The sequence below is a fragment of the Hymenobacter agri genome (assembly GCF_054778495.1).
The window spans coordinates 1-21,852 of the sequence record NZ_BAAGZM010000003.1 but is presented as its reverse complement, the minus strand read 5'-3'; the positions used below and the strand labels follow the sequence as shown (position 1 = coordinate 21,852).

At 59.2% G+C, this 21,852-nt stretch carries 15 protein-coding genes; 1 reads left to right on the top strand and 14 read right to left on the bottom strand.

The window, feature by feature from the left end:
* Window positions 1-79 precede the first annotated feature (79 nt).
* The 10 genes from ACYVDE_RS00590 to ACYVDE_RS00545 form a co-directional block, all read right to left on the bottom strand.
* Entirely contained in the window at window positions 80-430 is a 351-nt protein-coding gene (locus tag ACYVDE_RS00590) for a hypothetical protein (RefSeq protein ID WP_460499532.1), read from the bottom strand.
* 107 nt (window positions 431-537) lie between these two features.
* A complete protein-coding gene (rnr, locus tag ACYVDE_RS00585; protein ID WP_460499531.1) occupies window positions 538-3,021 on the bottom strand; it encodes a ribonuclease R family protein in 2,484 nt (827 codons plus the stop codon).
* A gap of 280 nt (window positions 3,022-3,301) precedes the next feature.
* Window positions 3,302-5,206, bottom strand: coding sequence for an ABC transporter ATP-binding protein (locus tag ACYVDE_RS00580; RefSeq protein WP_460499530.1), 1,905 nt, complete (start codon window positions 5,204-5,206; stop codon window positions 3,302-3,304).
* 49 nt (window positions 5,207-5,255) lie between these two features.
* Entirely contained in the window at window positions 5,256-5,759 is a 504-nt protein-coding gene (locus tag ACYVDE_RS00575) for a hypothetical protein (protein ID WP_460499529.1), read from the bottom strand.
* 93 nt (window positions 5,760-5,852) lie between these two features.
* Entirely contained in the window at window positions 5,853-6,521 is a 669-nt protein-coding gene (locus ACYVDE_RS00570) for a lipoprotein signal peptidase (RefSeq protein ID WP_460499528.1), read from the bottom strand.
* A 267-nt stretch (window positions 6,522-6,788) separates the two neighbouring features.
* On the bottom strand, window positions 6,789-7,460 hold the full coding sequence (locus tag ACYVDE_RS00565) for a lipoprotein signal peptidase (RefSeq protein ID WP_460499527.1): 672 nt from the start codon (window positions 7,458-7,460) through the stop codon (window positions 6,789-6,791).
* A 95-nt stretch (window positions 7,461-7,555) separates the two neighbouring features.
* Entirely contained in the window at window positions 7,556-7,795 is a 240-nt protein-coding gene (locus ACYVDE_RS00560; protein ID WP_460499526.1) for a hypothetical protein, read from the bottom strand.
* A 211-nt stretch (window positions 7,796-8,006) separates the two neighbouring features.
* The gene (ileS, locus tag ACYVDE_RS00555; RefSeq protein ID WP_460499525.1) at window positions 8,007-11,537 is read right to left on the bottom strand and encodes an isoleucine--tRNA ligase; all 3,531 of its coding nucleotides are present in this window, start codon (window positions 11,535-11,537) and stop codon (window positions 8,007-8,009) included.
* Window positions 11,538-11,665: 128 nt separating this feature from the next.
* Complete coding sequence (locus ACYVDE_RS00550) at window positions 11,666-14,110, bottom strand: efflux RND transporter permease subunit (RefSeq protein ID WP_460499524.1); 2,445 nt, start codon at window positions 14,108-14,110, stop codon at window positions 11,666-11,668.
* A 225-nt stretch (window positions 14,111-14,335) separates the two neighbouring features.
* The gene (locus tag ACYVDE_RS00545; protein WP_460499523.1) at window positions 14,336-15,838 is read right to left on the bottom strand and encodes a glycine--tRNA ligase; all 1,503 of its coding nucleotides are present in this window, start codon (window positions 15,836-15,838) and stop codon (window positions 14,336-14,338) included.
* 314 nt (window positions 15,839-16,152) lie between these two features.
* On the opposite strand from ACYVDE_RS00545, the gene ACYVDE_RS00540 reads away from it, so the two are divergent.
* Window positions 16,153-17,553, top strand: a complete 1,401-nt coding sequence (locus ACYVDE_RS00540) for an inorganic phosphate transporter (protein WP_460499522.1) — start codon at window positions 16,153-16,155, stop codon at window positions 17,551-17,553.
* Between the two features lie 96 nt (window positions 17,554-17,649).
* Here the strand turns inward: ACYVDE_RS00540 and ACYVDE_RS00535 are convergent, their stop codons facing one another.
* The 4 genes from ACYVDE_RS00535 to ACYVDE_RS00520 all read right to left on the bottom strand — a co-directional run.
* On the bottom strand, window positions 17,650-18,018 hold the full coding sequence (locus ACYVDE_RS00535) for a hypothetical protein (protein ID WP_460499521.1): 369 nt from the start codon (window positions 18,016-18,018) through the stop codon (window positions 17,650-17,652).
* A 310-nt stretch (window positions 18,019-18,328) separates the two neighbouring features.
* Entirely contained in the window at window positions 18,329-18,814 is a 486-nt protein-coding gene (locus ACYVDE_RS00530) for a hypothetical protein (protein ID WP_460499520.1), read from the bottom strand.
* 115 nt (window positions 18,815-18,929) lie between these two features.
* Window positions 18,930-19,424 carry a DUF4385 domain-containing protein gene (locus tag ACYVDE_RS00525; RefSeq protein WP_460499519.1) on the bottom strand — a complete coding sequence of 165 codons (495 nt, stop codon included), beginning with the start codon at window positions 19,422-19,424 and terminating at the stop codon, window positions 18,930-18,932.
* An 883-nt stretch (window positions 19,425-20,307) separates the two neighbouring features.
* Window positions 20,308-21,852: Ig-like domain-containing protein (locus ACYVDE_RS00520; protein WP_460499518.1), on the bottom strand; the 1,545-nt coding region annotated here is incomplete at its 5' end.

Genomic DNA, 21,852 nt, shown 5'->3' with positions numbered 1-21,852 from the left:
ACGCCTGATAAAGCGACAAGCCCCGATTCTGGTTAGAACCGGGGCTTGGTTGGGTTTGAAAAGGCTACCAGATTTCACATCAATGCCGATTAGGCTTCGGCGCGAATTGAGGATATATGCCCGCAATTATGGCTGAGTTCTGCAAGGCCAGTTCAAAGCTGGTGTGAGCAAAAGGGTCTTTCTTCAAATCAGGTCGGTTGGCCTCATTGCCCGTTGCAGCTCGCATAATTCCACCGAACACCCGGTCCCGTATCAGCGCTGCATCGTCTGAAGAGAAACCAAATCCGGAAATCAACTCGCTCTCATTTTCATCATCAGGGGTGCCTTGAAGCGCCTGCTGAATCACAAAATCGGTAATGCCCTCTACGGTATGATTCGGAGGAAGTGGAACCGTCATGTCATCTGTCCACCCTTCCGGTATCTCGCTCATATCAGAAGCTGTTGCTGGTTTAAAAGAATCTCAACTTGAAAGCCGGTCACATTGAGAGGAAGGATTGCCGCGGTTCGCTGCGCTCCCCTCGCAATGACAGGCGACGGCTACCGCCGCTTGTTGCCCTTATGCCCGCCCTTACTGTGGCCCTTGCCGCCGCTGTGGTCGCGGTAGCCGCGGGGCTCGCTGCCGCGCTGCTTGCGCTCGGCGGCCTCGCGGTTTTTGATGTGGTCGGGGCGGTCGTCCACCAGCTCGAAGTCGATGGTACGGTCGAGCAGGTTGGCCGATTTTACCACTACCATCATCTCGTCGCCGAACTGGATGATGCGCTTGTTGCGGCGGCCCACGATGCGGTAGTTGTCCTTGTCGAGCTCGAACTCATCACCGGGAATATCGCTCAGGCGCACCATGCCTTCGCACTTGTTCTCCTCGATTTCGATGTACATGCCGCGCTCGGTAAGGCCCGACACCACGCCCTTGAACGTGTTGCCGATTTCGTCCACCATGAACTCAACCTGCTTGAATTTGATGCTGGCGCGCTCGGCATTCGCGGCCAGCTTCTCGCGGGCCGAGGAGTGCTTGCACTCTTCTTCCACCGGCTCGGCCGGCACGTTCTTGCCGCCCTCCAGGTAGTGCTCGAGCAGGCGGTGCGCCATCATATCCGGGTAGCGGCGGATGGGCGAGGTGAAGTGCGAGTAGTGGGCGAAGGCCAGGCCGAAGTGGCCCAGCGGCTCGGTGGTATAAATGGCCTTGGCCATGGTCCGGATGGCCAGCCCCTGCAGCACGTTCTGCTCGGGCTTGCCCACCACTTCGGAGCTGAGGTTGTTGAGCTCGGTGCTGATTTTTTTCGGGTTGTCGAGCTTCAGCTTGTAGCCGAACTTCTGGGCGAAGAGGGCGAAGGTCTGCAGGCGCTCGGGCTCGGGTGCCTCGTGCACGCGGTACACCATGGTGAAGCGCGGCTTGGTCTTTTTGAGGTTGAACACGAACTCGGCCACCTTGCGGTTGGCCAGCAGCATGAACTCCTCAATCATCTTGTGGGCGTCCTTGCGCTCCTTCACATACACGCCGAGGGGCTTGCCGTGCTCGTCCAGCCGGAACTTCACTTCCTGGGTTTCGAAGGTGATGGCGCCCTGCTTGAAGCGCAGCGCACACAGCTTATGCGCGATGCCGTTCATCAGATTTATCTCCTCGGCGTAGTCGCCCTCCTTGCTTTCGATACGCTCCTGGGCCTCCTCGTAGCTGAAGCGGCGGTCGGAGTGAATGATGGTTTTGCCGAACCACGACTCGTACAGCTTGCCGTTTTCATCGAGCTCGAACACGGCCGAAAAGGTCAGCTTGTCCTCGTGCGGGCGCAGCGAGCAGAGGCCGTTGGAGAGGCGTTCGGGCAGCATCGGAATCACGCGGTCGACCAGGTACACCGAGGTGGCGCGGTGCTTGCCCTCGCGCTCCAGCTCGGTGCCGGGACGCACGTAGTGGGTGACGTCGGCGATGTGCACGCCGATTTCCCAGTGGCCGTTTTCCAGCTTCTGAATGCTCAGTGCATCGTCGAAATCCTTGGCGTCGGCGGGGTCGATGGTGAAGGTGGTGATGGCGCGGAAGTCGCGGCGACGGGCAATTTCATCCTCCGCAATCACCTCGCTGATGCCTTCCGATTCCTCCTCCACTTCCGAGGGGAATTCGAAGGGCAAGCCGAACTCGGCCATGATGGCGTTTATCTCGGCCTCGTTGCCGCCAGCCGCGCCGAAGTTGCGGATGACCTCGCCCACCGGCTGCCGGCTGCTGTCCTCCGGAAACTCGTTGATGCGGACCAGCACCTTGTCGCCGTTGCGCGACTCGTGCAGCAAATGCGGCGGCACGAACACGTCGAAATACACCTTGCGGTTGTCCGGCTTCACGAAGCCGAGCGTGCCCTGAATCTGGATGCGGCCCACGATTTCGGGGCGTACCCGTTTGAGGACTTCCACCACGTCGCCCATCGGCCGGCCGTCGCGGGAGCCGCTGCGCAAGCGCACCCGCACCACGTCGCCCTGCAGGGCAAACTTGAGCTGGTCGGTAAACACGCGGATGTCGTCGTGCTCGCCCGTGCCCTCCGGCACCACGAAGGCGAAGTTGGGCGTGGCCAAATCGACGGTGCCAATGACGGTGTTCGATGGGGCACGCTCGGGGCGGTCGTCGCCGTCCACGTAGTCGAACCCGGCCGAACGGCGGCGGTGCACAATGGGGTCTTGGCCGAACTCGGCCTGCACCGAACGGTTGCGGGGCGGGGCGATGGGCGAGTCGCCTTTTTTGGTTGATTTTTTGGCGCTGGACGGCATCAAAGCCGCCGCTACAGCGTCGGTATCGGCGAGGCGGTATTCGTCGTTTTGAAGCAGCGTAATAAGGCCGTTTTTGCGCAGCACCTTGATGTGGGCAAAAATCTCCTCGCGCTGGCCCTTGGTCGTGACGCCGAGGCGGCGCGAGAGCTGGCGGTAGGCGAGGACTTTGGTGGGGTTATCGGCGAAGACGCGCAGGACTTGGTCTTGGGTGATGGCCGCGGGTTCGGGCTTTTCGCGCTTGGCGCGGGGAGCCCGGGAGTTTTCGGGGGTATTCATTTGGGTAAAAAGTGGCCGCCGAAAAGTGGTTTGGTCGCAGGCGGCGAGAGCGGAAAAATGAGTGGCTGGCGAGGCCGCGCCGCATAGTGAAACGCGGGCCGGGCCGGGAGGTTGTAGCGTGAAGGTATGGCCGATGTAGAGACGCATATTTGCGTCTCGTCGTAGGGGCCGTTTCAAGCGACACTGCAGTTGCTGAGCTACTGAACCGGCCTAGGAATGGCCGGGTGCTTTTGTTCAACGAGGAGACGCAAATATGCGTCTCTACATCCGTCCGACAAGCCTAAGCCCGGCTGGCTACGGCGGCTTCGATGTCGGCCAGGCTGTCCTTTGGGATGGCGGCCAGCAGGCCTTGGGTGTATTCGTGTTGGGGAGCGGCGTAGATGGCCGCCGCCGGGCCGCTTTCCACGATGCGGCCCTGGTGCATGACCAGCAGCCGGTCGCTCATAAACCGGGCCACGGACAGGTCGTGCGTGATGAACAGATAGGTGATGCCGAACTCGCGTTTGAGGTCGTTGAGCAGGTTCAGGACCTGCGCCTGCACCGAAACGTCGAGGGCCGAAACCGACTCGTCGCAGACAATCAATTTGGGCTGCAAGGCCAGCGCCCGAGCAATGCAGATGCGCTGCCGCTGCCCGCCGCTAAACTCGTGCGGGTAGCGCTGGAAATGCTCGTCGCGCAGCCCCACGGTGCGCAGCAGTTCCAGCACCCGCGCCTTTTGCTGCTGGCGGGTGCCGCCCACGTTGTGCACGCGCATCGGCTCCCAGATGGCCTCGCCCACGGTCAGCATCGGGTTGAGGGCCGCGTAGGGGTCCTGAAACACCAGCTGCAAATCGCGCCGACGGCGGCGCAACTCCCCGCTCGACAGCTTCGCCAAATCGGTCCCTTCAAACAGGATGCTGCCCGCCGTTGGTTCCGTGAGGCGGAGCAGGGCCCGGCCCAGCGTGGTCTTGCCGCAGCCGGACTCGCCCACGAGGCCGATGGTTTCGCCGGGGTAGAGCGTGAAGCTGACATCGTCCACGGCCCGCACGTAATCGGTGGCGCGGCGGAAGAAACCCTTGCGGAGCGGAAAGTACACCTGAAGGTTCTGAACCTGGAGAAGCGGCTCAGAACCGTTGGGCGCAGCAGCTACGGTGGGGGCGGCAACGGGTGCCGAAGTAAGCTCGGCAGGGCGTGGAACATCCCCCAAAACGCCATGTTCCACGGGGAACGTTTTGGCGGTTTCGATTTTATCGTGTAACTGCTGGGCCTCCACTTCGGGCGAGGATTCCGCAAGTGCCTCATCTGGCAGCGGAAGCACGGGCGCAGGCTGGGCCAAAAGTTGCCCGCTGGCGTCTTCCCGCATGAAATCGGCCACCACGGGGAGGCGTTTTTTGCCCACCGAGAGGCGCGGACGGCACGCCAAAAGCCCTTTTGTGTACGGATGTTGCGGATTTGAAAAAATATCCAGCACTCTCCCCTGTTCCACAACCTTGCCCCGGTACATCACCAAAATGCGGTCGGCAATTTCGGCCACCACGCCGAGGTCGTGGGTGATGAAGAGGACGGCCGTGTTGTGCTGGCGGCGCAGGTCGTCAATCAGGCGCAGCATACGGGCCTGCACCGTCACATCGAGGGCCGTGGTGGGCTCGTCGGCGATGAGCAGGGCCGGGCGGCAGGCCATGGCCATGGCAATCATGACGCGCTGCTTCTGGCCGCCGGAGATTTCGTGCGGGTAGCTGCCGAAAATGGCTTCGGGGCGCGGCAGTTGCGCCTCGGTGAACAGCTCGATGGTGCGGGCCTTGGCCCCGGCCTCGCTGAGGTCGGTGTGGAGGCGAAGGGCTTCCACCACCTGGCTGCCGCAGGTGTACACGGGGTTCAGCGAGGTCATCGGCTCCTGGAAAATCATGCCGATGTCATTGCCGCGCACCTGGCGCAGGTCGGTTTCGGCGAGTTTCAGCAGGTCGGTCTGGCCCAGCTTTTCGGACTGGAAGAGGGCTTGGCCGCTGGCGATGCGGCCGGGCGGCATCGGAATCAGCCCCAGCAGCGCCAGCGACGTCACGGATTTGCCCGAGCCGGATTCGCCCACAATGGCCAGCGTTTCGCCCCGGTTCAGCTCAAACGACACGTTGTCCACGGCCCGCACGTCGCCGCGGTGGCTGGAGAAATCAATGGTGAGGTTGGAAACGGTGAGCAGCGGGTTGGGCACGGAGGGAATTATGGGTAGCAGTTTGGGGTGGTTTCGGTACGCAAGAACGTCATGCTTTATCGCTCGATTTGCTTACTCCCCACTCATCAGTCCACCTATCCCAGTAGCTTTTGCAGATTTCATTAAGTCTTTTGACTGTCAAAACCGCTTTGCCTTGGTCGTAGACTTTCACTGTGGCGCAGTCAATTATCAAGCTCCCGCCACAGTAATCAAATTTTATATCGTGCTGATTACAGACGACAACGGTTCTGCCATCTTCTATCTCTGCCGAGAGTATTTCAAGTTCTGCTGCGAAAATGTCTTTCAGTTGCTCTAGTTTCTGCTCTGGTAGGTCAGCAGGATTCGGCCAAGTCAACAGAAACAAATCTTTGACTTGGCCCAGTTCGACATAAAAACGGTCAAATGACGGGTCAATGAGTTCGGCCAAATACTGGCATTCAACCGTCAACGTCAAAGAAGTAGCATCACCGTTCCATGAAGAAATGGTGCCATCGTGAAGAATTGAGAATATGTCCCTCACTTCTTCAACTGCTGTCATTTCAGGTTCATTCATAACGGCATCATTTACTGCTGCGGTAGAGATGCTTCGACTGCGCTCAGCACGACCGTTCTACGGAGTGACGTTCTACGGCCTGCCCCTCCCCTACTACGCCAGCTTCTCAGCATCGGCAGCAACTAGGGGCTGGGGCTCGTTGGGAGCGGATGCGGGCTGCGATTCGTTGAAAAAGCGGCTCTGGTTGAGCAGAATTAAGGCGACGCCGATGAAGATGGATGAGTCGGCGATGTTGAAGATGGGGAAGCCGTTGCTGTACGAGCCGCCGATGAGGGGCCAGGATTTGGGGAAATAACCCACGTACAGCGGCACGAAAATCATGTCGATGACCTGGCCGTAGAACCAGCGCGTAGGCGAGCCTACAGGGGCGTTATTGTAGATAATTCCGTAGAAAATTGAGTCAATCAGGTTGCCCACCGCGCCGCCGAGGATGAGGGCCATGCAGGCGATGTAGCCGGCCGCCACGCGCTGGCGGCAGAGGCGAATAATGTAGTAAATCAGCCCGCCCACGGCCAGCATGCGGAAGCCGGTGAGCACCAGCTTGCCGTAGGGCGCGGGCAGTTCGGCCCCGAAGGCCATGCCGGGGTTCAGCGTGTAGGTGAGCTTGGCCCACTGGCCGAAAATCGGGATTTCGCCGGCCGAACCGAGCTGCATGTAGGTATGCACCAAATACTTCGAGAGCTGGTCGATGGCAATGATGAACAGCGCCAGCAGGAAGAATTTAGCCGCAGAATGCTGGCGGGTGGTGAGCGTTGGGTGCATTTTAGAACGGAATAGTATTGCAAAGAACGGCAGGAAGTATCGGCCTTGGCGTTGACCTCACCCCCTGACCCCCTCTCCAAAAAAGAGGGGGCACCGGATATGCCGCAACGATTCATAAACGAAAAGAGCCCAACGCATTGCGCTGGGCTCTTTGTTCTAACTGCTCCGAACCGGTGCCCCCTCTTTTTTGGAGAGGGGGTCAGGGGGTGAGGTTGACGGCAGGTGGCGCGAGCGAGATGCCTCGGCGGCGCTCGCCATGACGTTCAATTATCCCAGATTCTCCGAGTCAGGCACTACCAGCGGCTCGCTGTGTTTCTCAGTCACAGCCACGGGCTCTTCCTGCTTGAAAAAACGGCTCTGGTTGAGCAAAATCAAGGCTACACCGATGAAAATGGAGGAATCGGCGATGTTAAAGATGGGCCAGAGCGAGACGTACTTCCCTCCTATCAGCGGCCAGTTTTGGGGCAGGAAGCCTTCGTAAATGTCGACGTAGAGCATGTCGATAACTTGGCCGTAGAACCAGCGCGTGGGCGAGCCAAACGGCGCGTTGTCGTAGATGACGCCGTAGAAAACCGAGTCAATCAGGTTGCCCACAGCGCCGCCGAGGATAAGGGCCATGCAGGCGATGTATCCGCCGGCGGCGCGCTGCTTGCAGAGGCGGATAATGTAGTAGCTCAAGCCAAACACGGCCAGCAGCCGGAACCCGCTGAGCACCAGCTTCCCATACGGGGCGGGTAGCTCGGCACCGAAGGCCATTCCGGGGTTCAGCGTGTAGTGCAGCTTGGCCCAGTGGCCAATGAGGGGGATTTCGCCCGCCATGCCGGGCTGCATGTAGGTGTGCACGGCCCACTTCGAGAGCTGGTCGAGGGCAATGACGAACAGCGCCAGCAGGAAAAATTTAGCCGCGTTTTGCTGGCGAGTGGTGAGCGTTGGATGCATTCTGGGTCTGTGGAATTCTATTGAACGTCATGCTGAACGCAGCCGAAGCATCTCTACTGCTTCGTTGGAATCAAACTCATGAATTCCTTCAATAACTACATGATTTTAAAGAGCTTGTACAGCAAAAACCAGCCTACAAAAGCGCCTAAATATGCTAGAGCCTTACTTCTGACAGATTTGTTAGCAATAAAAAAAGCTGAGTAGAACAAACCCGCGCTTAATAAAGCAAAGAGAATTCCCTCAGCTCCATCATTCGGTTTAAGCCCAACACCTAACACAATACCGGTTGTCAGGAATATGCCTTTAGCAAGTTGATTCTTTTCACTATCAGTCATATACACTCATTCACAGGGCTTTCAACGAAGCGGTAGAGATGCTTCGACTACGCTCAGCATGACGTACTATTGAAAGACGTTCTATTTACCGTCCTTTTGTACCTTTTACAACTGATTGTCTGAGGTTTTGTGCGACCAAAGACGAGCTTATTGACTGTTTGTACGGCCGAGGACTCGCCGGGGATTTCACCTCCCGGCGAGTCGTTCAGCCTCAGGCAGTTGCGACCTCCAGCCGAACCGGCACGGAGTAGTCATCAAATTCGAGCACCGAGCCGCCGCTGATTTCGGGCGCGAAATCGAGCGCGAGGGCCTGCGTTTCGGTGCGGATGTAGTCGCCGAACGCGGCCACGGCAGCCGTGAGCTCGGGCTGCTGGTCTGCCAAAGTGACGCGGATTTTGTCCTGCACTTCCAGGCCCGAGTCCTTGCGCAGGTTCTGTAGGCGGTTCACCAGCTCGCGGGCGAGGCCTTCCTGGCGCAGCTCGTCGGTCAGGGTCACGTCGAGGGCCACGGTGAGGGGGCCGTCGGTGGCCACGAGCCAGCCGGGCAGGTCATCGGTGCGGATTTCCACATCGTCGGGGGCTAGGGTGATGGGCTGGCCATCAACCTCCACGGCGAGGCTTCCCTCCTTCTCCAGCTTGCTGATTTCAGCCGCCGTCATCTGCTGAATGCGGGCGCCCACGGCCTTCAGGCGCGGGCCGTATTGCTGGCCGAGGCGCTTGAAGTTGGGCTTCACCGACTTCACCAGCACGCCGCTTTCGCTCTCGTCGTCGAGGAATTCGATGTGCTTCACGTTGATTTCGGCGCAAATCAGGTCCTCCACGAGGCCGACTTGCTCCTTGGTCGTGTCGTTCAGCACCGGCACCAGGATGCGCTGCAGGGGCTGCCGCACCTTCAGCACCGACTTTTTGCGCAGCGAGTGGGCCAGCGAGCTGATGCGCTGGGCCAGCTCCATGCGCTCCTCCAGCTTCGGGTCGATGCGGGCCGTGTCGGCCTCCACCAGCAGCGTCAGATGCACCGATTCCGGGGCCAGGGGGGTGTTTTTGGCCACGGCCTCGGCGCGCATGCCGTCGGTCATGTTCTTATACAGCCACTCGCCGAAGAAGGGCGCGATGGGCGACATCAGCTGCGCCACCACCACCAGGCATTCCTGCAAGGTTTCGAAGGCAGCGCGCTTATCCTGAGTCAGTTCGCCCTTCCAGAAACGGCGGCGCGAGAGGCGCACGTACCAGTTCGAGAGCTGGTCGGTCACGAAATCCTGGATGGCGCGGGCGGCCTTCGTGGGGTCGTAGTTGTCCAAGTGCCCGCGCGCTTCCACAATCAGCGACTGCAGTTTGCTCAGCACCCAGCGGTCCAGCTCGCTCAATTCGGCGTGCGGCACGCGGTCGAATTCGCTGGTCTGAAACTCGTCCAGGTTCGCGTAAAGCGCATAGAACGAGTACGTATTGAAGAGCGTGCCGAAGAAACGGCGCTGCACTTCGGTCACGCCGGCGGGGTCGAACTTGAGGTTGTCCCACGGTGGCGCGTTGGCGATGAGGTACCAGCGGGTGGCATCGGGGCCGAACTGCTTGATGGTGGCAAACGGGTCGACGGCATTGCCGAGGCGCTTGCTCATCTTCTGGCCGTCTTTGGCCAGCACCAAGCCGTTGGCAATCACGTTTTTGAAGGCCACGGAGTCTTCCAGCATCACGGCCAGGGCGTGCAGCGTGAAGAACCAGCCGCGGGTTTGGTCCACGCCTTCGGCGATGAAATCGGCGGGGAAATTCTTCTGGAATTGGCCCTCGTTTTCAATTGGATAGTGCCACTGCGCGTAGGGCATGGCCCCGGAGTCGAACCACACGTCGATGAGGTCGGCCTCGCGGTACATGGGCTGGCCGGTGGGCGAGACGAGGAAAATATCGTCCACGTATGGCCGGTGCAGGTCCACTTTTTCGCCGTTGGCGTAGGGGTTGTGGGTCATGATTTCGGCCGTCACGGCCTTGTCAATCTCCGCCTTCAGCTCGGCGATGCTGCCGATGCAGATTTCCTCCGTCCGGTCTTGGGTGCGCCAGATGGGCAGCGGCGTGCCCCAGTAGCGCGAGCGGCTTAAGTTCCAGTCTACCAGGTTCTCCAGCCAGTTGCCGAAGCGGCCGGTGCCGGTGCTTTCGGGCTTCCAGTTGATGGTTTTGTTGAGCTCGATGAGCCGGTCTTTCACCGCCGTGGTCTTGATGAACCAGGAATCGAGCGGGTAGTAGAGCACGGGCTTGTCGGTGCGCCAGCAGTGCGGGTAGGTGTGTTCGTACTTCTCCACTTTGAAGGCCGTGCCGTCGCCCTTCATCTTGATGACGATGCTCTCGTCCAGCGTTTTGTAGTCGGCGCCGGACTCGTCGTGGCCGTCGTAATTCTTCACCCAGCGGCCCGCAAACTCGCCCATTTGGGGCACGTAGCGGCCCGTCCGGTCCACGATGGGGCCGAGCGTGCCTTCGGCATCCGGCACCATCAGCGCGGGGATGTCGGCCAGCTGCGCGGCCCGGAAGTCGTCGGCGCCAAACGTGGGCGAGATGTGCACGATGCCCGTGCCGTCCTCCGTGGTCACGAAGTCGCCGTTGATGACGCGGAAAGCCCGCTCCTCGCCTTCAAACGGCGTGAAATCGAACAGGCGCTCGTACTTGATGTCGATGAGGTCAGCACCGGTAAATTCGGCAACAACCTCCCACCAAATAAGCAGACCTTTTTTGTCTGCCTGGCCCATCGGCCCGCTGGTTACGATAGGGCCTTTGCTACCAACTGTAATCTGGTTAAGCGGCATAACCGCACTGAAGTACTTACTCAGCAGTGCCTTTGCCAATACCACCCGAACAGGCAGGTTAGTGTATTGATTATAAGTATCAACAACAACGTAAGGAATATTCTTACCTACTGCTAATCCAGTATTAGCGGGCAGCGTCCAAGGCGTAGTTGTCCAAGCCAGGATGTAAACACCTGTTGAGCCAATTCCAGTGGTATCGGTCTTGGTTGTGGTGCCATCGGCATTTCTGACTTCGTAGCTGCCCATTGGAACTTCAGCCCCAATAGGTTCAGTGATTCCGGCAAAAAGCTTCTCCGACTTTTCATTCCGCTTCACTTTGAACTGCGCCACCACGGTCGTGTCCTTCACGTCCTTGTAGGTGCCGGGCTGGTTCAGCTCGTGCGACGAAAGGCCGGTGCCGGCCGCCGGCGAGTACGGCTGGATGGTGTAGCCCTTGTAGAGCAAGCCTTTGTCGTAGAGCTTTTTGAGCAGCGCCCAGCAACTCTCGATGTACTCCGGCTCGAAGGTCACGTAGGGGTCGTTGAGGTCAACCCAGTAGCCCATTTTCTCGGTCAGGTCGTCCCACTGCGCCTTGAAGCGCATGACGGTTTCCTTGCAGCGCTGGTTGTAGTCCTCCACGCTGATTTTCTTGCCGATATCCTCCTTCGTGATGCCCAGCTCCTTCTCCACCTGCAGCTCGATGGGCAGGCCGTGGGTATCCCAGCCGCCTTTGCGGGGCACTTGCTTGCCCAGCAGCGTCTGGTAGCGGCCGAAAATGTCCTTCACCGTGCGCGCCATCACGTGGTGGATGCCGGGCGCACCGTTGGCGGAAGGCGGGCCTTCGTAAAACACGAACGTGGGCTGGCCTTCGCGGCTGCTCACGCTCTTTTCAAAGATGCCGTGCTCCTTCCACCAGGCGAGGATGTCCTCGCCGAGCTGGCCGTAGTTGAGCGGCTGCTTGTATTCGGGGTATTTCATTGGGTTACGGGTCAACCCCACCCCCGGCCCCTCCCCACAGGGGGAGGGGTGCCAGACGCAGGATTGTGAGAATAATAGAGGTTCGTTGAACGCACCCCTCCCCCTGTGGGGAGGGGCCGGGGATGGGGTTAAATCGAGTAATCGCCTTCGTAATCGGAGGCTTTGTGCATTTCTTTCAGGTTCAGGTCGATGTCGTCGTCCTCTTCGTGGTAACTCTCGTCATAATGGCGGATGAGGGCGTTGGTATCGACATCACCCTTGCCGTGCTCAAACGTCACGAGCAGCGAAGGCAACAGAATCAGGTTCGAGAAGTTAGTTATCAACAACGACGCGGCCATGAGCATTCCCAGCGCCTTCGTACCGCCAAACTCGCTGAAGGCGAAGATGCTGAAGCCCACAAACAGCACGATGCTCGTGTAAATCATGCTGGTGCCGGCCTCGCTCAGCGTTACGGATACGGCGTCGCGCACCCGGCCACCATTCGCGGCCATTTCCTGCCGGAATTTGGCCAGCAAGTGAATGGAGTTATCCCCATCAATGCCCAGCGCAATCACGAAAATCAGGGCCGTGCTGGGCTTGAGCGCAATATTGAAATAGCCCATGATGCCGGCCGTGAGAATCAGCGTGACGGCATTGGGGATAAGCGCGAAAAGCACCGTTTTGAACGAGCGGAACAGGATGAGCACTACGAGGCCCACCAGCCCGAAGGCCATGAACAGACTGTCGCGCAGGGTGTGAATGACGTATTCGTTGCCTTTGGTGAAGATGATGGTCGTGCCCGTGGGCCGAATATCCATGCCCGTGCCCTTGAAGATGCGATTCATCTCCGGGATGATTTTCGTGTTCATCAGCGTGTCCAGGTTCTGGGAGCCGATATCAGCGATTTTCAGGCTGATGCGCGCCTTTTGGCTGGTGCTGTCCATAAAAGAGCGCAGCAACTTGCTGTTCATGCCCGCCCCGCCAGCGGAACTGCCCGAATTGGCCAGCGCACTCAGAATGAAGTTCTTCTCCGAGTTATCGGGCAGACGGTAGAACTGCGGATTGCCGTTGTAAAACGCCTGCGTGCTGGCCTTCAGGAAGGTAACCAAACTGACGGGTGGCGACAGCTCCGGTTGCGTCCGCAGGAACTTCTCAAACTGGTCGATTTTCTCCAGGTTTTTCAGCTTGAACAGGCCCTTTTTCTTGTGGGTATCAACCTCAAATTCTAGTGGCATCACGCCGTTGAAGTGGCTTTCAAAGAAGGCCAAATCGGAGTTCACGGAGCTTTTCTTGGGTAGGTCGTCCACCATGTACGACACCGCATCGATGCGCGAGATGCCGATGGCCGCGCCCGCCACCATCACCAGCGCGGCGAGGTACACGGTGGGCCGGCGGTCGAGCACGAGGTGGTCGAAGAACTCGAGCAGCTTGGTGAGGGGCGCGGCGTCGAGGTGCTCCAGCTGCTTGGGCGTGGGCGGCGGCAGGTAGGTGAAGGCGGCCGGAATCAGGATGAAGCTGATGATAAAAGCCGCGAAAATGTTGATGGTGGCCACTAGACCAAACTGGTAGAGAATGGCAATGTCAGTGAAGGCAAACACGATGAAGCCCACGGCGGTGGTCGTGTTGTTCATCAGCGTGACGAGGCCGATTTTGCGGATTACCCGCGTCATGGCCAGCATCTGATTGCCCGATTTGCGGTAGTCGTAGTGGTAACGGCTCAGCAGGTAGGTGCAGTTCGGGATGCCGATAACGATGATGATACTGGGAATCAGCCCGGTGAGCAGGTTGATTTTGAAGCCCAGCAGCACAATCGAGCCAATGCACCAGATGACGGTGACGCCCACCACGATGAGCGGAAACAGCACCGCCGACCACGTCCGGAAGAATACCAGCAGTGTGATACCGGTCACAATCATGGCCAGGATGGTGAAGAATTTCATCTCCCCGGCCACTTTGCTCGTCATCGTGGAGCGCACGTAGGGCAGGCCAGCGTAGTGCAGCTTGATGCCCGTTTTCTTCTCAAACTTCTCGGAGAAGCCCAAGATGTTGTTCATCACCGCCTGCCGCTTCGAGGAGTTCAGGAACTTGGGGTCCATCGTCAGGGCCAGCAGCGTGGCCCCGGTGTTGGGGCTGATGAGCTGGCCCTTGTAGAACTCCACGCTGTTCACCACGCGCATCAGGCTGTCGAGCTCCTTCTGGCTGCGCGGCGGGGCTTTGAAGATGGGGGCAGCTACGAAGCGGTTTTCGGCCGTGTCCTTGCTGATGTTGAGCAGCTTGCTCACGCTCAGCACCCCGTTCACGCCCTGCACTTTAGCCAGCGTATCGGTCAGCTGCCGGAACTCATTGAAGTTACCCAACTTGTAGATAGAGCTGTCCTGCAGGCCGATAACAAGCACGTTGCCGTCCTCCCCAAACGTCCGCTTGAACTGTTTGAAATAAATCATGTCCGGGTCCTGCTCGCTCACCACTTGGGCGAAGTCGTAGGTCATTTCCACGTCCTTGGCCTTATAGGCCATGAACACAGTAATGGCGGCTAGCACCGCCACCAGCGATAGGCGAAACCGGATGATGAAGACGGCAAGTTGTTCCCACATAATATCCTGCTAAAGAGGCAAAGTTACGTACGGGCCGGGCGCGCGAAACCTCACCCCCGGCCCCTCTCCTCAGGAGAGGGAAGCCTGACGTATTCACTACCAGCCTTTGAAATCGTCAAAAAGCCCCGTCTCAATAGGAAACGGGGCTATAAATGACGATGAACTTGCATCAGGCTCTCCTCTCCTGGGGAAAGGGGTCGGGGCGAGGCTTCGCGGGTGCAGCTCCTACAGCTGCTCGAAGATGCGGCGGAAGCTCACGGCCTCGCCGATGTAGTTTTTCAGCTCCGAAATGGCCATACGGGTTTGCTCGCGCGAGTCGCGGTGGCGCACCGTCACGGTGTTATCCTCCAGCGTCTGGCCGTCCACCACGATGCAGAAGGGCGTGCCGATAAGGTCCTGGCGGGTGTAGCGCTTGCCGATGGCGTCGCGCTCCTCCAGTACCAGGCGGAAGTCGAACTTCAGCGCATCGAAGATTTCCTGGGCTTTCTCGGGCATGCCGTCTTTGCGGACGAGCGGGAAGATGGCGGCTTTCACCGGGGCCACGGCGGGGTGCAACTTCAGCACGGTGCGGGTTTTGGTGGTTTGGGCGTCGCCCTCCCCTTCCGTGATGGTTTCTTCTTGGTAGGCGTTGCAGAGCGTGGCCAGAAACAGACGGTCGGCGCCCACCGAGGTTTCCACCACGAAGGGCACGTAGTTGCCGTAGGCCTTGCCGGTGGCGGGGTCAATGTCGGCGTCGAAATACTGCTGCTTTTTGCGGCTCAGGTTCTGGTGCTGGGTCAGGTCGAAATCGGAGCGCGAGTGAATGCCTTCGATTTCCTTGAAGCCGAAGGGGAATTCATACTCGATGTCGACGGCGGCCTTGGCGTAGTGGGCCAGCTTGTCGTGGTCGTGGAAGCGCAGCTTGGCGGCCGGCAGGCCAATGGCTTCGTGGAACTTGCGGCGGGCGGCCTTCCAGGTGTCGTACCACTCGCCCTCGGTGCCGGGGCGCACGAAAAACTGCATCTCCATTTGCTCAAACTCGCGCATCCGGAAGATGAACTGCCGGGCCACAATCTCGTTCCGGAAGGCCTTGCCAATCTGGGCAATGCCGAAGGGCACCTTCATACGGGCCGATTTCTGCACGTTCAGGAAGTTCACGAAAATGCCCTGGGCCGTTTCGGGGCGCAGATACACGGGCGGCGCGTCGCTGTCCACGGCCGAGCCCTGGGTGCTGAACATCAGGTTGAACTGGCGCACCTCCGTCCACTTGCCGGTACCCGATACGGGGCACTTGATGTCCTCGTCGATGATGAGCTGGCGCACGCCGGCGAGGTCATTTTCCGTGAGCAGGCGGCCCATTTCGGCGGTGAGGGCGGCGCCGCGGGCAGGGTCGCCGGCGCGCTCGTACTCGGCGGCTTTTTCTTCGAGCAGCACGTCGGCGCGGTAGCGCTTTTTGCTGTCGAGGTTGTCAATCATGGGGTCGTTGAAACCGTCGACGTGGCCTGAGGCCTTCCAAGTTTGCGGAGCCATGAAAATGGCAGCGTCGATGCCCACCACGTCGGCGTGCAGCTGGGTCATGGTTTCCCACCACAGGCGCTTGAGGTTGTTTTTGAGCTCCACGCCGTTGGGGCCGTAGTCGTACACGGCGGCCAAGCCGTCGTAGATTTCCGATGACTGGAATACGAAGCCGTATTCCTTGGCGTGGGCCACAATGTCCTTGAGTTGCGCGGGTTCAGATGCTGGGTTCATACCCACAAAAGTAGGCCGGTACGACGGAAGCCGAAACTTCCCCGTACAAGGCGCGCCATTGGGCGAGGAATTGCCTCAACATCCCAGGAAAGGCCGTCATAACGAGCACTGCAAAGCATTTAGCTTGTCATCAGCAATGCAATCGGCCTGCCATGGTGGGCTGGTGACGGCGAGCAGGAGGCCCATTATACTCTGCATAACGGTCTGAATCAATTCTTTCTCGCCCACGTCACAATTCGGTAACATATCCACACTCAGCCCTATTCCTACCTTTGACGCATGATTACATTCAATTTCCCACAAAACCGCCTTTTATGTTTGGTTTAGAACCGCACGTTCTTCTGCTGCTGGGCCTGTGCTTGTTTGCAGCCTGCGCGTTCGAGTTCGTGAATGGCTTTCACGACACGGCCAACGCTGTAGCCACCGTTATCTATACCAATGCCCTGCGTCCGTGGGTGGCGGTAGTGTGGTCGGCCTTCTGGAACTTCATTGGCGTCTTCGCCGGCGGCATCGGGGTAGCCATGGGCATTATTTACCTGCTGCCGGTTGAGACCTTGGTCGACCAGAACGTGTACCACGGCATTGCCATGGTAGGCGCGCTCATCTTGGCCGCCATCATCTGGAACGTGGGTACTTGGTATTACGGCATTCCGGCGTCGAGCTCGCACGCGCTGATTGGGTCCATCCTGGGCGTGGGCATTGCCTACTCGCTGCTGCCCGAGTCGCACGGAGCCGCCGTAAACTGGAGCAAGGCCACCGAAACCGGCATTGCCCTGCTCGTGGGGCCGCTGCTGGGCTTTGCGCTCACCATTGGCATGATGTTTTTGTTCAAGCGTTTTTCGCCCAGCAAGGCCATCTTCAAGGAGCCGCACAAGCGCAAGCCCCCACCCCTCTGGATTCGCCTGCTGCTTATCACGACCTGCACGCTGGTGAGCTACTTCCACGGCTCGAACGACGGCCAGAAAGGCGTGGGCCTGGTCATGCTGATTCTGATTGGCATTGTGCCCTTCCGCTTCGCCCTCGACGAAAACAAGAACCCGCTCGACCTGCGCGAGTCGCTGGGTAAAATTGAGTATGTCATCACCCGTGTCAACCGCGCCGACCTCAGCCCCAACGACCAGAAAAGCCTGGCCGACATTCAGGCCAAAACCGCCGACCTCGACCGCATTTTCGAAGGCAAAACCAACGTGAAGGACCTGCCCCAGCAAACGCGCTTCGAAATCCGGCGCGATGTGCTGCTGCTGGCCAATCAGTCGAAAAAGCTGCTGGCCTCGCCCAACGTGAGCCTCAGCACCCAGGACCGCAATATTTACGACGCGGCTACCAAGCACATGAAAACCTTCACCGACTATGCGCCCTGGTGGGTGCTGCTGATGGTGAGCCTCTCGCTGGCCGTCGGCACCATGATAGGCTGGCAGCGCATTGTGAAAACCATTGGCGAGCGCATCGGCAAGGAGCACCTGAGCTACGCCCAGGGCGCCAGCTCCGAGCTGGTGGCCTCGCTCATGATTGGGGCCAGCACCCAATTCGGGTTGCCCTCCTCCACCACGCACGTGCTCACGTCGAGCATTGCCGGCAGCATGGTGGCCAGCCGCGGCGTCAAGAACATCAACCCCGGCATGGTGCGCAACATCGCGCTGGCCTGGGTGCTCACGCTACCCGTTACGATGGTGCTGTCGGGCGTGCTGTTTCTGCTGTTCCGGGCCATTCTGTAGCCCTTCAACCGGCGCCCTGCCCGGGCGCGGCATGCAACAAAAAAAGACCGGCTTCTAAGCAGAAGCCGGTCTTTTTTTGGTCGATGGAAACGGGGACTACCGGCCCGCGGCGGCCGGCGCAGGCCAGGTGGTTTTGCGAAAAGGCGCATCCGTGATGGCAAATGCGCGCTCGGGGCAGTCGTTGCGCACCGGCTTAATGCGCAGCTCGCCCTGCACGATTTGGTAGGTGCAGGTGCCCGTAGCCTGGTCGTCGCAGGGGCTGCTGCCGAGCAGCTTGCGCCAGGTCCACTGGTTGCCCTGGGTGGTGTAGGCCATTATTTCTATCACCTCGCGGCTGGTTGGCTCAATCAGCAGCAGGCTATCCTTCCGGAACTGTAGCACGACGGTCATGGGCGTCGGAACGCGCATGGTGCCCTGCCAGGCCGTGCCGGCCAACGGCGGGGCCTGCTGGGCCCGGGCCGCCATTGAAGTAAGAGCCAAGAGGCCCAGCCATCCCAACGGGCGGCGAAGCAGCGAATATCTCATGCAACAACCGAGTAAGCGTGAGACCAAATGACTGCTCAATATAGCGCCGCAACTATCTTTTGTTCAACTGTTGATAACATAAAAGGGTGCCCTTTGCGGGGCACCCTTTCGTTCGGGGGCAGCAAACTGCTGGCTGGCATCACTAGCCCATTCGAGGAAAATGCTCCCGGAACGGGCGTAAAGCGGCTGTTTTCACTGGTTTATCCACTTATCCACAGCAAAAAAGCGTTGAAATGTGGATAACCTCAGCTTACTTGGGCCACTGCACTTCCATGTCGTCGTTGATGAACACGCCGAAATTGACGAACTGCAGCTCGCCTTCTTCGAAGTATAAGTCAATCATCGACTTCTCGTACGATAGGCGCACCGCACCTTCTTCCATGGTTTCGAGTTCGGGCTCGGCCTGGTTGTGGCGGGCCATCAGGGCCTTCACCTGGTCGATGCTCTGGCCGTAGATGGCTTCGCCGTAGAGGCGCATGCCGGGGTTGTCGGTTTCGATGCAGCTGAGGCGGAAATCGTCTTCGCGGTCGAAGTACAGCGAGAGCAGGTAGTCTTCTTCGTGGTAGTTCCAGGCTTGGTGCTCGAAGTCGTCGTCTTCATCCGACTCTTCAATCTCCTCGGGCTCGCCCACGAGGGTACGCACTTCGTCCATGGTAGCGCCGAAGCGCAGCGGGCCCATGCCGGTGCCCAGAATGATTTCGTTTTCCTCGATGCTGGAGGGTTGGGGAGTGCTCATGCGATTGGGGTGAAGGATAGGTAGCAAAGGTAGGGTTGGTGCATGGTTGTTGGTGCGCGGTGCCTGGCAGTAGTCTGTCCTCCTAAGCAGGCCGCGTTATCCACGTACTTATCCCCTACTTCCCGTATTTTTCGATAAATGCTTCTTTCTGGCGCAGGTATTCGGGGTTGGCTTTGGCCTCGTCCCACTTGCGCTTGAAAATGGCGGCTGCTTCCACTTTATCCACATCGGGATGGGGATTGCGGGGCAATTCGGCCCGGCCGTGGGCGCCGCTCTGGCCCTTCTTATCGGCGGGCACGGGGCCGGCGTACTTTTTACCGCCCTGGTGGTTGGCGTAGCGCCGGGCCCGGGTGAACCCCATCTGGATAAACTTGCGGGCCATGTCGGCCCCCACAAAGTCGTGGGCCTTCAAATACGCCTCAAACAGCCCGTAAATCGTGTCGGACGACTCCCGGGCCGCCGCCGCGTCTTTAAAGCGCCAGTGGGGCAAAATTTCGGCCTTGTAGGGCTGCACCAGCAGCACGCCCTGCTCGCCCCGGCCCACGCGGTACAGTTCGGGGTGCTGGCGAAAATCGACGGTGTGGAAATCGAGGGAATAATCGAACGGCATGGGAAAGCAGAAGCAAAGGGTTGGGAGGTGCGTGCGTTTGTGCATAACTCCTACGGATTCGCGCAAAATCCGAAACCCCGCTTTTCGAAAATCCGAAACGGCGCTGGCTAAAAATTCCGGCAGCCGGCTTTTTCTGGAACTGGTTTTTGATTCTCCCTTTCCTTTCCAGTTTTCCCCAGTCTTACTTTTTGATTAAATTTTTTTCTTAAAAAGATTTTTTATTTCCACTCATTAGGTCGGTTGATAAGTGGAAAAGCCCACGAGGTTATCCCCAGCGTGGATAACGTGGGGGAAACCAACGCCTTTTCCACCGGCTATACACCGGCAATGTGGAAAATATAAGCTTATTTATCAGACGGTTGGAGTGATTTTCAACATCTCCACCAGCTTTCCCCAAAAGTATTTTCCCACCGAAAACGGGGGTGTGGGAAGGCGTTCTGACCGGGGAAAGTTATCCCCGGTTATCCCCGGGCGATTTGCCCTGTGCGGGCAGCCTTGCGGCCAAAAAAACTTCTACCCCACTTATCCCCGGGGGGAATCCATGTTTCCCCCAGGTTATCCCCGTGTTTATCCGCATTCAATAAGCAATGTGGAAAACTACGGGGAAAATCGGTGGATTAGACCGAAAAATGCGGGACAGTAACTGGAAATCAAGATTAGTTATCCACCAATGTGGACAGCTTAGCTGGTTTTGGCCGATTGCATGGCCGAAGTCAGGCTCATCGAAAAGAGCAAAACCAGCGGGGAAAAGTGAGATGGCTGGCGCTACGCAGCCTGGTCAAGCGGCAAAATGCCAATCTGAATAGCAAGGTCAAAAGTGCCCGGAAACCCACTAGAAGCAAAATCGGACAGTTTGGCACACTGTCGCGGAAAGCGCCTGCGCTTAGAATTTCAGCGGCTCCACCACGTCGAAGCCGGCGCTTATTTTTAGGGATTTGGGATAAATAAACACCGGCTCGGGGAGCACCAGCAGGTTGGGGTCGCCGCCGCGCCAGCGGCCGTCGCCGTCGGCATCGATGAGCACGCGCAGGCGGTAGGTGCCGGGCGGCATGTCGTTGAACACGTAGATGCCTTTGGGCGACCTAAGGCTGGCCACCACCTGAAACTTGTCGTCGAGCAGCTGCACCTCGTAGCTCTTCTGCGTGGTGCTGATGGTGCCCGAGAGGCTGGTTGATACGTCCTGCTCGCTCAGGCCCAGGCGCAGCGGTTTCAGGCGCAGGCTTTGGCCGGTGATAGTGCTGATGGCCGTGCTGTCGAGGATGATGTCGAGGCGGTTTTTGGCCTTGCTGTTGAAGCGTACGGCCAGCTGGCTGCGGTCGGGGCTGAGAGTGCCATCGGCGGGCAGGCGCAGAGGGCGGCGGCGCAGCGAGTCTTCCACGAGCGTGCCGAAGGGCTTGTCAGTGGCCACGCGCACAGGCACCGTAAACTGGAATTTGACTTGGCCCTCGGGGAAAACGGTGCGCGGGTTGCCCTCCACGGTGTAAAGGGGCGGGCTGGCCGCCTTCTTGGCCACCGTAGGCACCGGAAACTTCAGCTGCAAGGTGTCGCGGCTGCTGTTGCCGGTGCTGTCGGTGGCCGTGAGCAGGTAGCGGCCGTCGCCCACAGTGGGCGTTTTATAGACCACTACCGTGCGACCCCGTTCGGCCAGCTCGGTAGCTTCGGCCACTGCGGCGGGGTTCGAACCAGCGGGCAACTGGGCCAGGCTGACCGCACGCAGCCCCTCGTTATAGCTCAGGCGCAGCTGTGTAGGGCTGGGCGTGCGCGTGGTGAGCAGCGGGGGCCGTTGGTCGGGCTGGGTGAGTACGAGGTCCACCGGCGGCGTATTGCGGCCGACAATGCTAACGGGAGCGGGCAGGTAGGCAATTTTCTCGCCCTCGTCGTAGCGACCGTTATTGTTTTTGTCGGCCACGGCGTACAGCTTGTAGTCGCCGGATTTCAGGAAATTCAGGTTGAATTTGCCCTCCTTATCGGTCAGCACCGTGTAGTAGGGCCGGCCCTTGCGCACGCCGGCGGTGTCGGCCACACGGTAGAGACCAATGCTGGCCCCTTCCACGGCGCGCTGCGTGAGCACGTCGGTGAGGGTGCCGCTTACCCGGCCCGAGTCGAGCTCAGGGCCGGTGCTGAAGGTGAGGTACGCGTTTTTGGCCGGGAGCGCCTCGGTGATATCCACCACGCCCTCCCGGAAATTGAAGCTGTAGGTGGTGTTCGGGTCAAGCGGCTTATCGAAGAGCAAGCTGATGCTGTTGCGCTCTTCGCGCAGCTTGTAGGGGTTGTCTTCGGGCAGCTGGGGCGTAATGAGCAGGTTTTTGCTCAAGTCTTTGGTGATGACATCCTCCGAAAACGTGAGCCGGATGAACTTCTGGCTCACGTTGCGGGCGGCGCTGTCGGGCGAGCTGCTGATGCGGCGCGGCGGGGTGCGGTCGCGCGG

Coding starts and splice junctions, on each gene's coding strand:
- ACYVDE_RS00590 (WP_460499532.1), bottom strand. CDS start 430: ATGAGCGAGATACCGGAAGGGTGGACAGATGACATGACGGTTCCACTT.
- rnr (WP_460499531.1), bottom strand. CDS start 3,021: ATGAATACCCCCGAAAACTCCCGGGCTCCCCGCGCCAAGCGCGAAAAG.
- ACYVDE_RS00575 (WP_460499529.1), bottom strand. CDS start 5,759: ATGAATGAACCTGAAATGACAGCAGTTGAAGAAGTGAGGGACATATTC.
- ACYVDE_RS00570 (WP_460499528.1), bottom strand. CDS start 6,521: ATGCACCCAACGCTCACCACCCGCCAGCATTCTGCGGCTAAATTCTTC.
- ACYVDE_RS00565 (WP_460499527.1), bottom strand. CDS start 7,460: ATGCATCCAACGCTCACCACTCGCCAGCAAAACGCGGCTAAATTTTTC.
- ACYVDE_RS00560 (WP_460499526.1), bottom strand. CDS start 7,795: ATGACTGATAGTGAAAAGAATCAACTTGCTAAAGGCATATTCCTGACA.
- ileS (WP_460499525.1), bottom strand. CDS start 11,537: ATGAAATACCCCGAATACAAGCAGCCGCTCAACTACGGCCAGCTCGGC.
- ACYVDE_RS00550 (WP_460499524.1), bottom strand. CDS start 14,110: ATGTGGGAACAACTTGCCGTCTTCATCATCCGGTTTCGCCTATCGCTG.
- ACYVDE_RS00545 (WP_460499523.1), bottom strand. CDS start 15,838: ATGAACCCAGCATCTGAACCCGCGCAACTCAAGGACATTGTGGCCCAC.
- ACYVDE_RS00540 (WP_460499522.1), top strand. CDS start 16,153: ATGTTTGGTTTAGAACCGCACGTTCTTCTGCTGCTGGGCCTGTGCTTG.
- ACYVDE_RS00535 (WP_460499521.1), bottom strand. CDS start 18,018: ATGGCGGCCCGGGCCCAGCAGGCCCCGCCGTTGGCCGGCACGGCCTGG.
- ACYVDE_RS00530 (WP_460499520.1), bottom strand. CDS start 18,814: ATGAGCACTCCCCAACCCTCCAGCATCGAGGAAAACGAAATCATTCTG.
- ACYVDE_RS00525 (WP_460499519.1), bottom strand. CDS start 19,424: ATGCCGTTCGATTATTCCCTCGATTTCCACACCGTCGATTTTCGCCAG.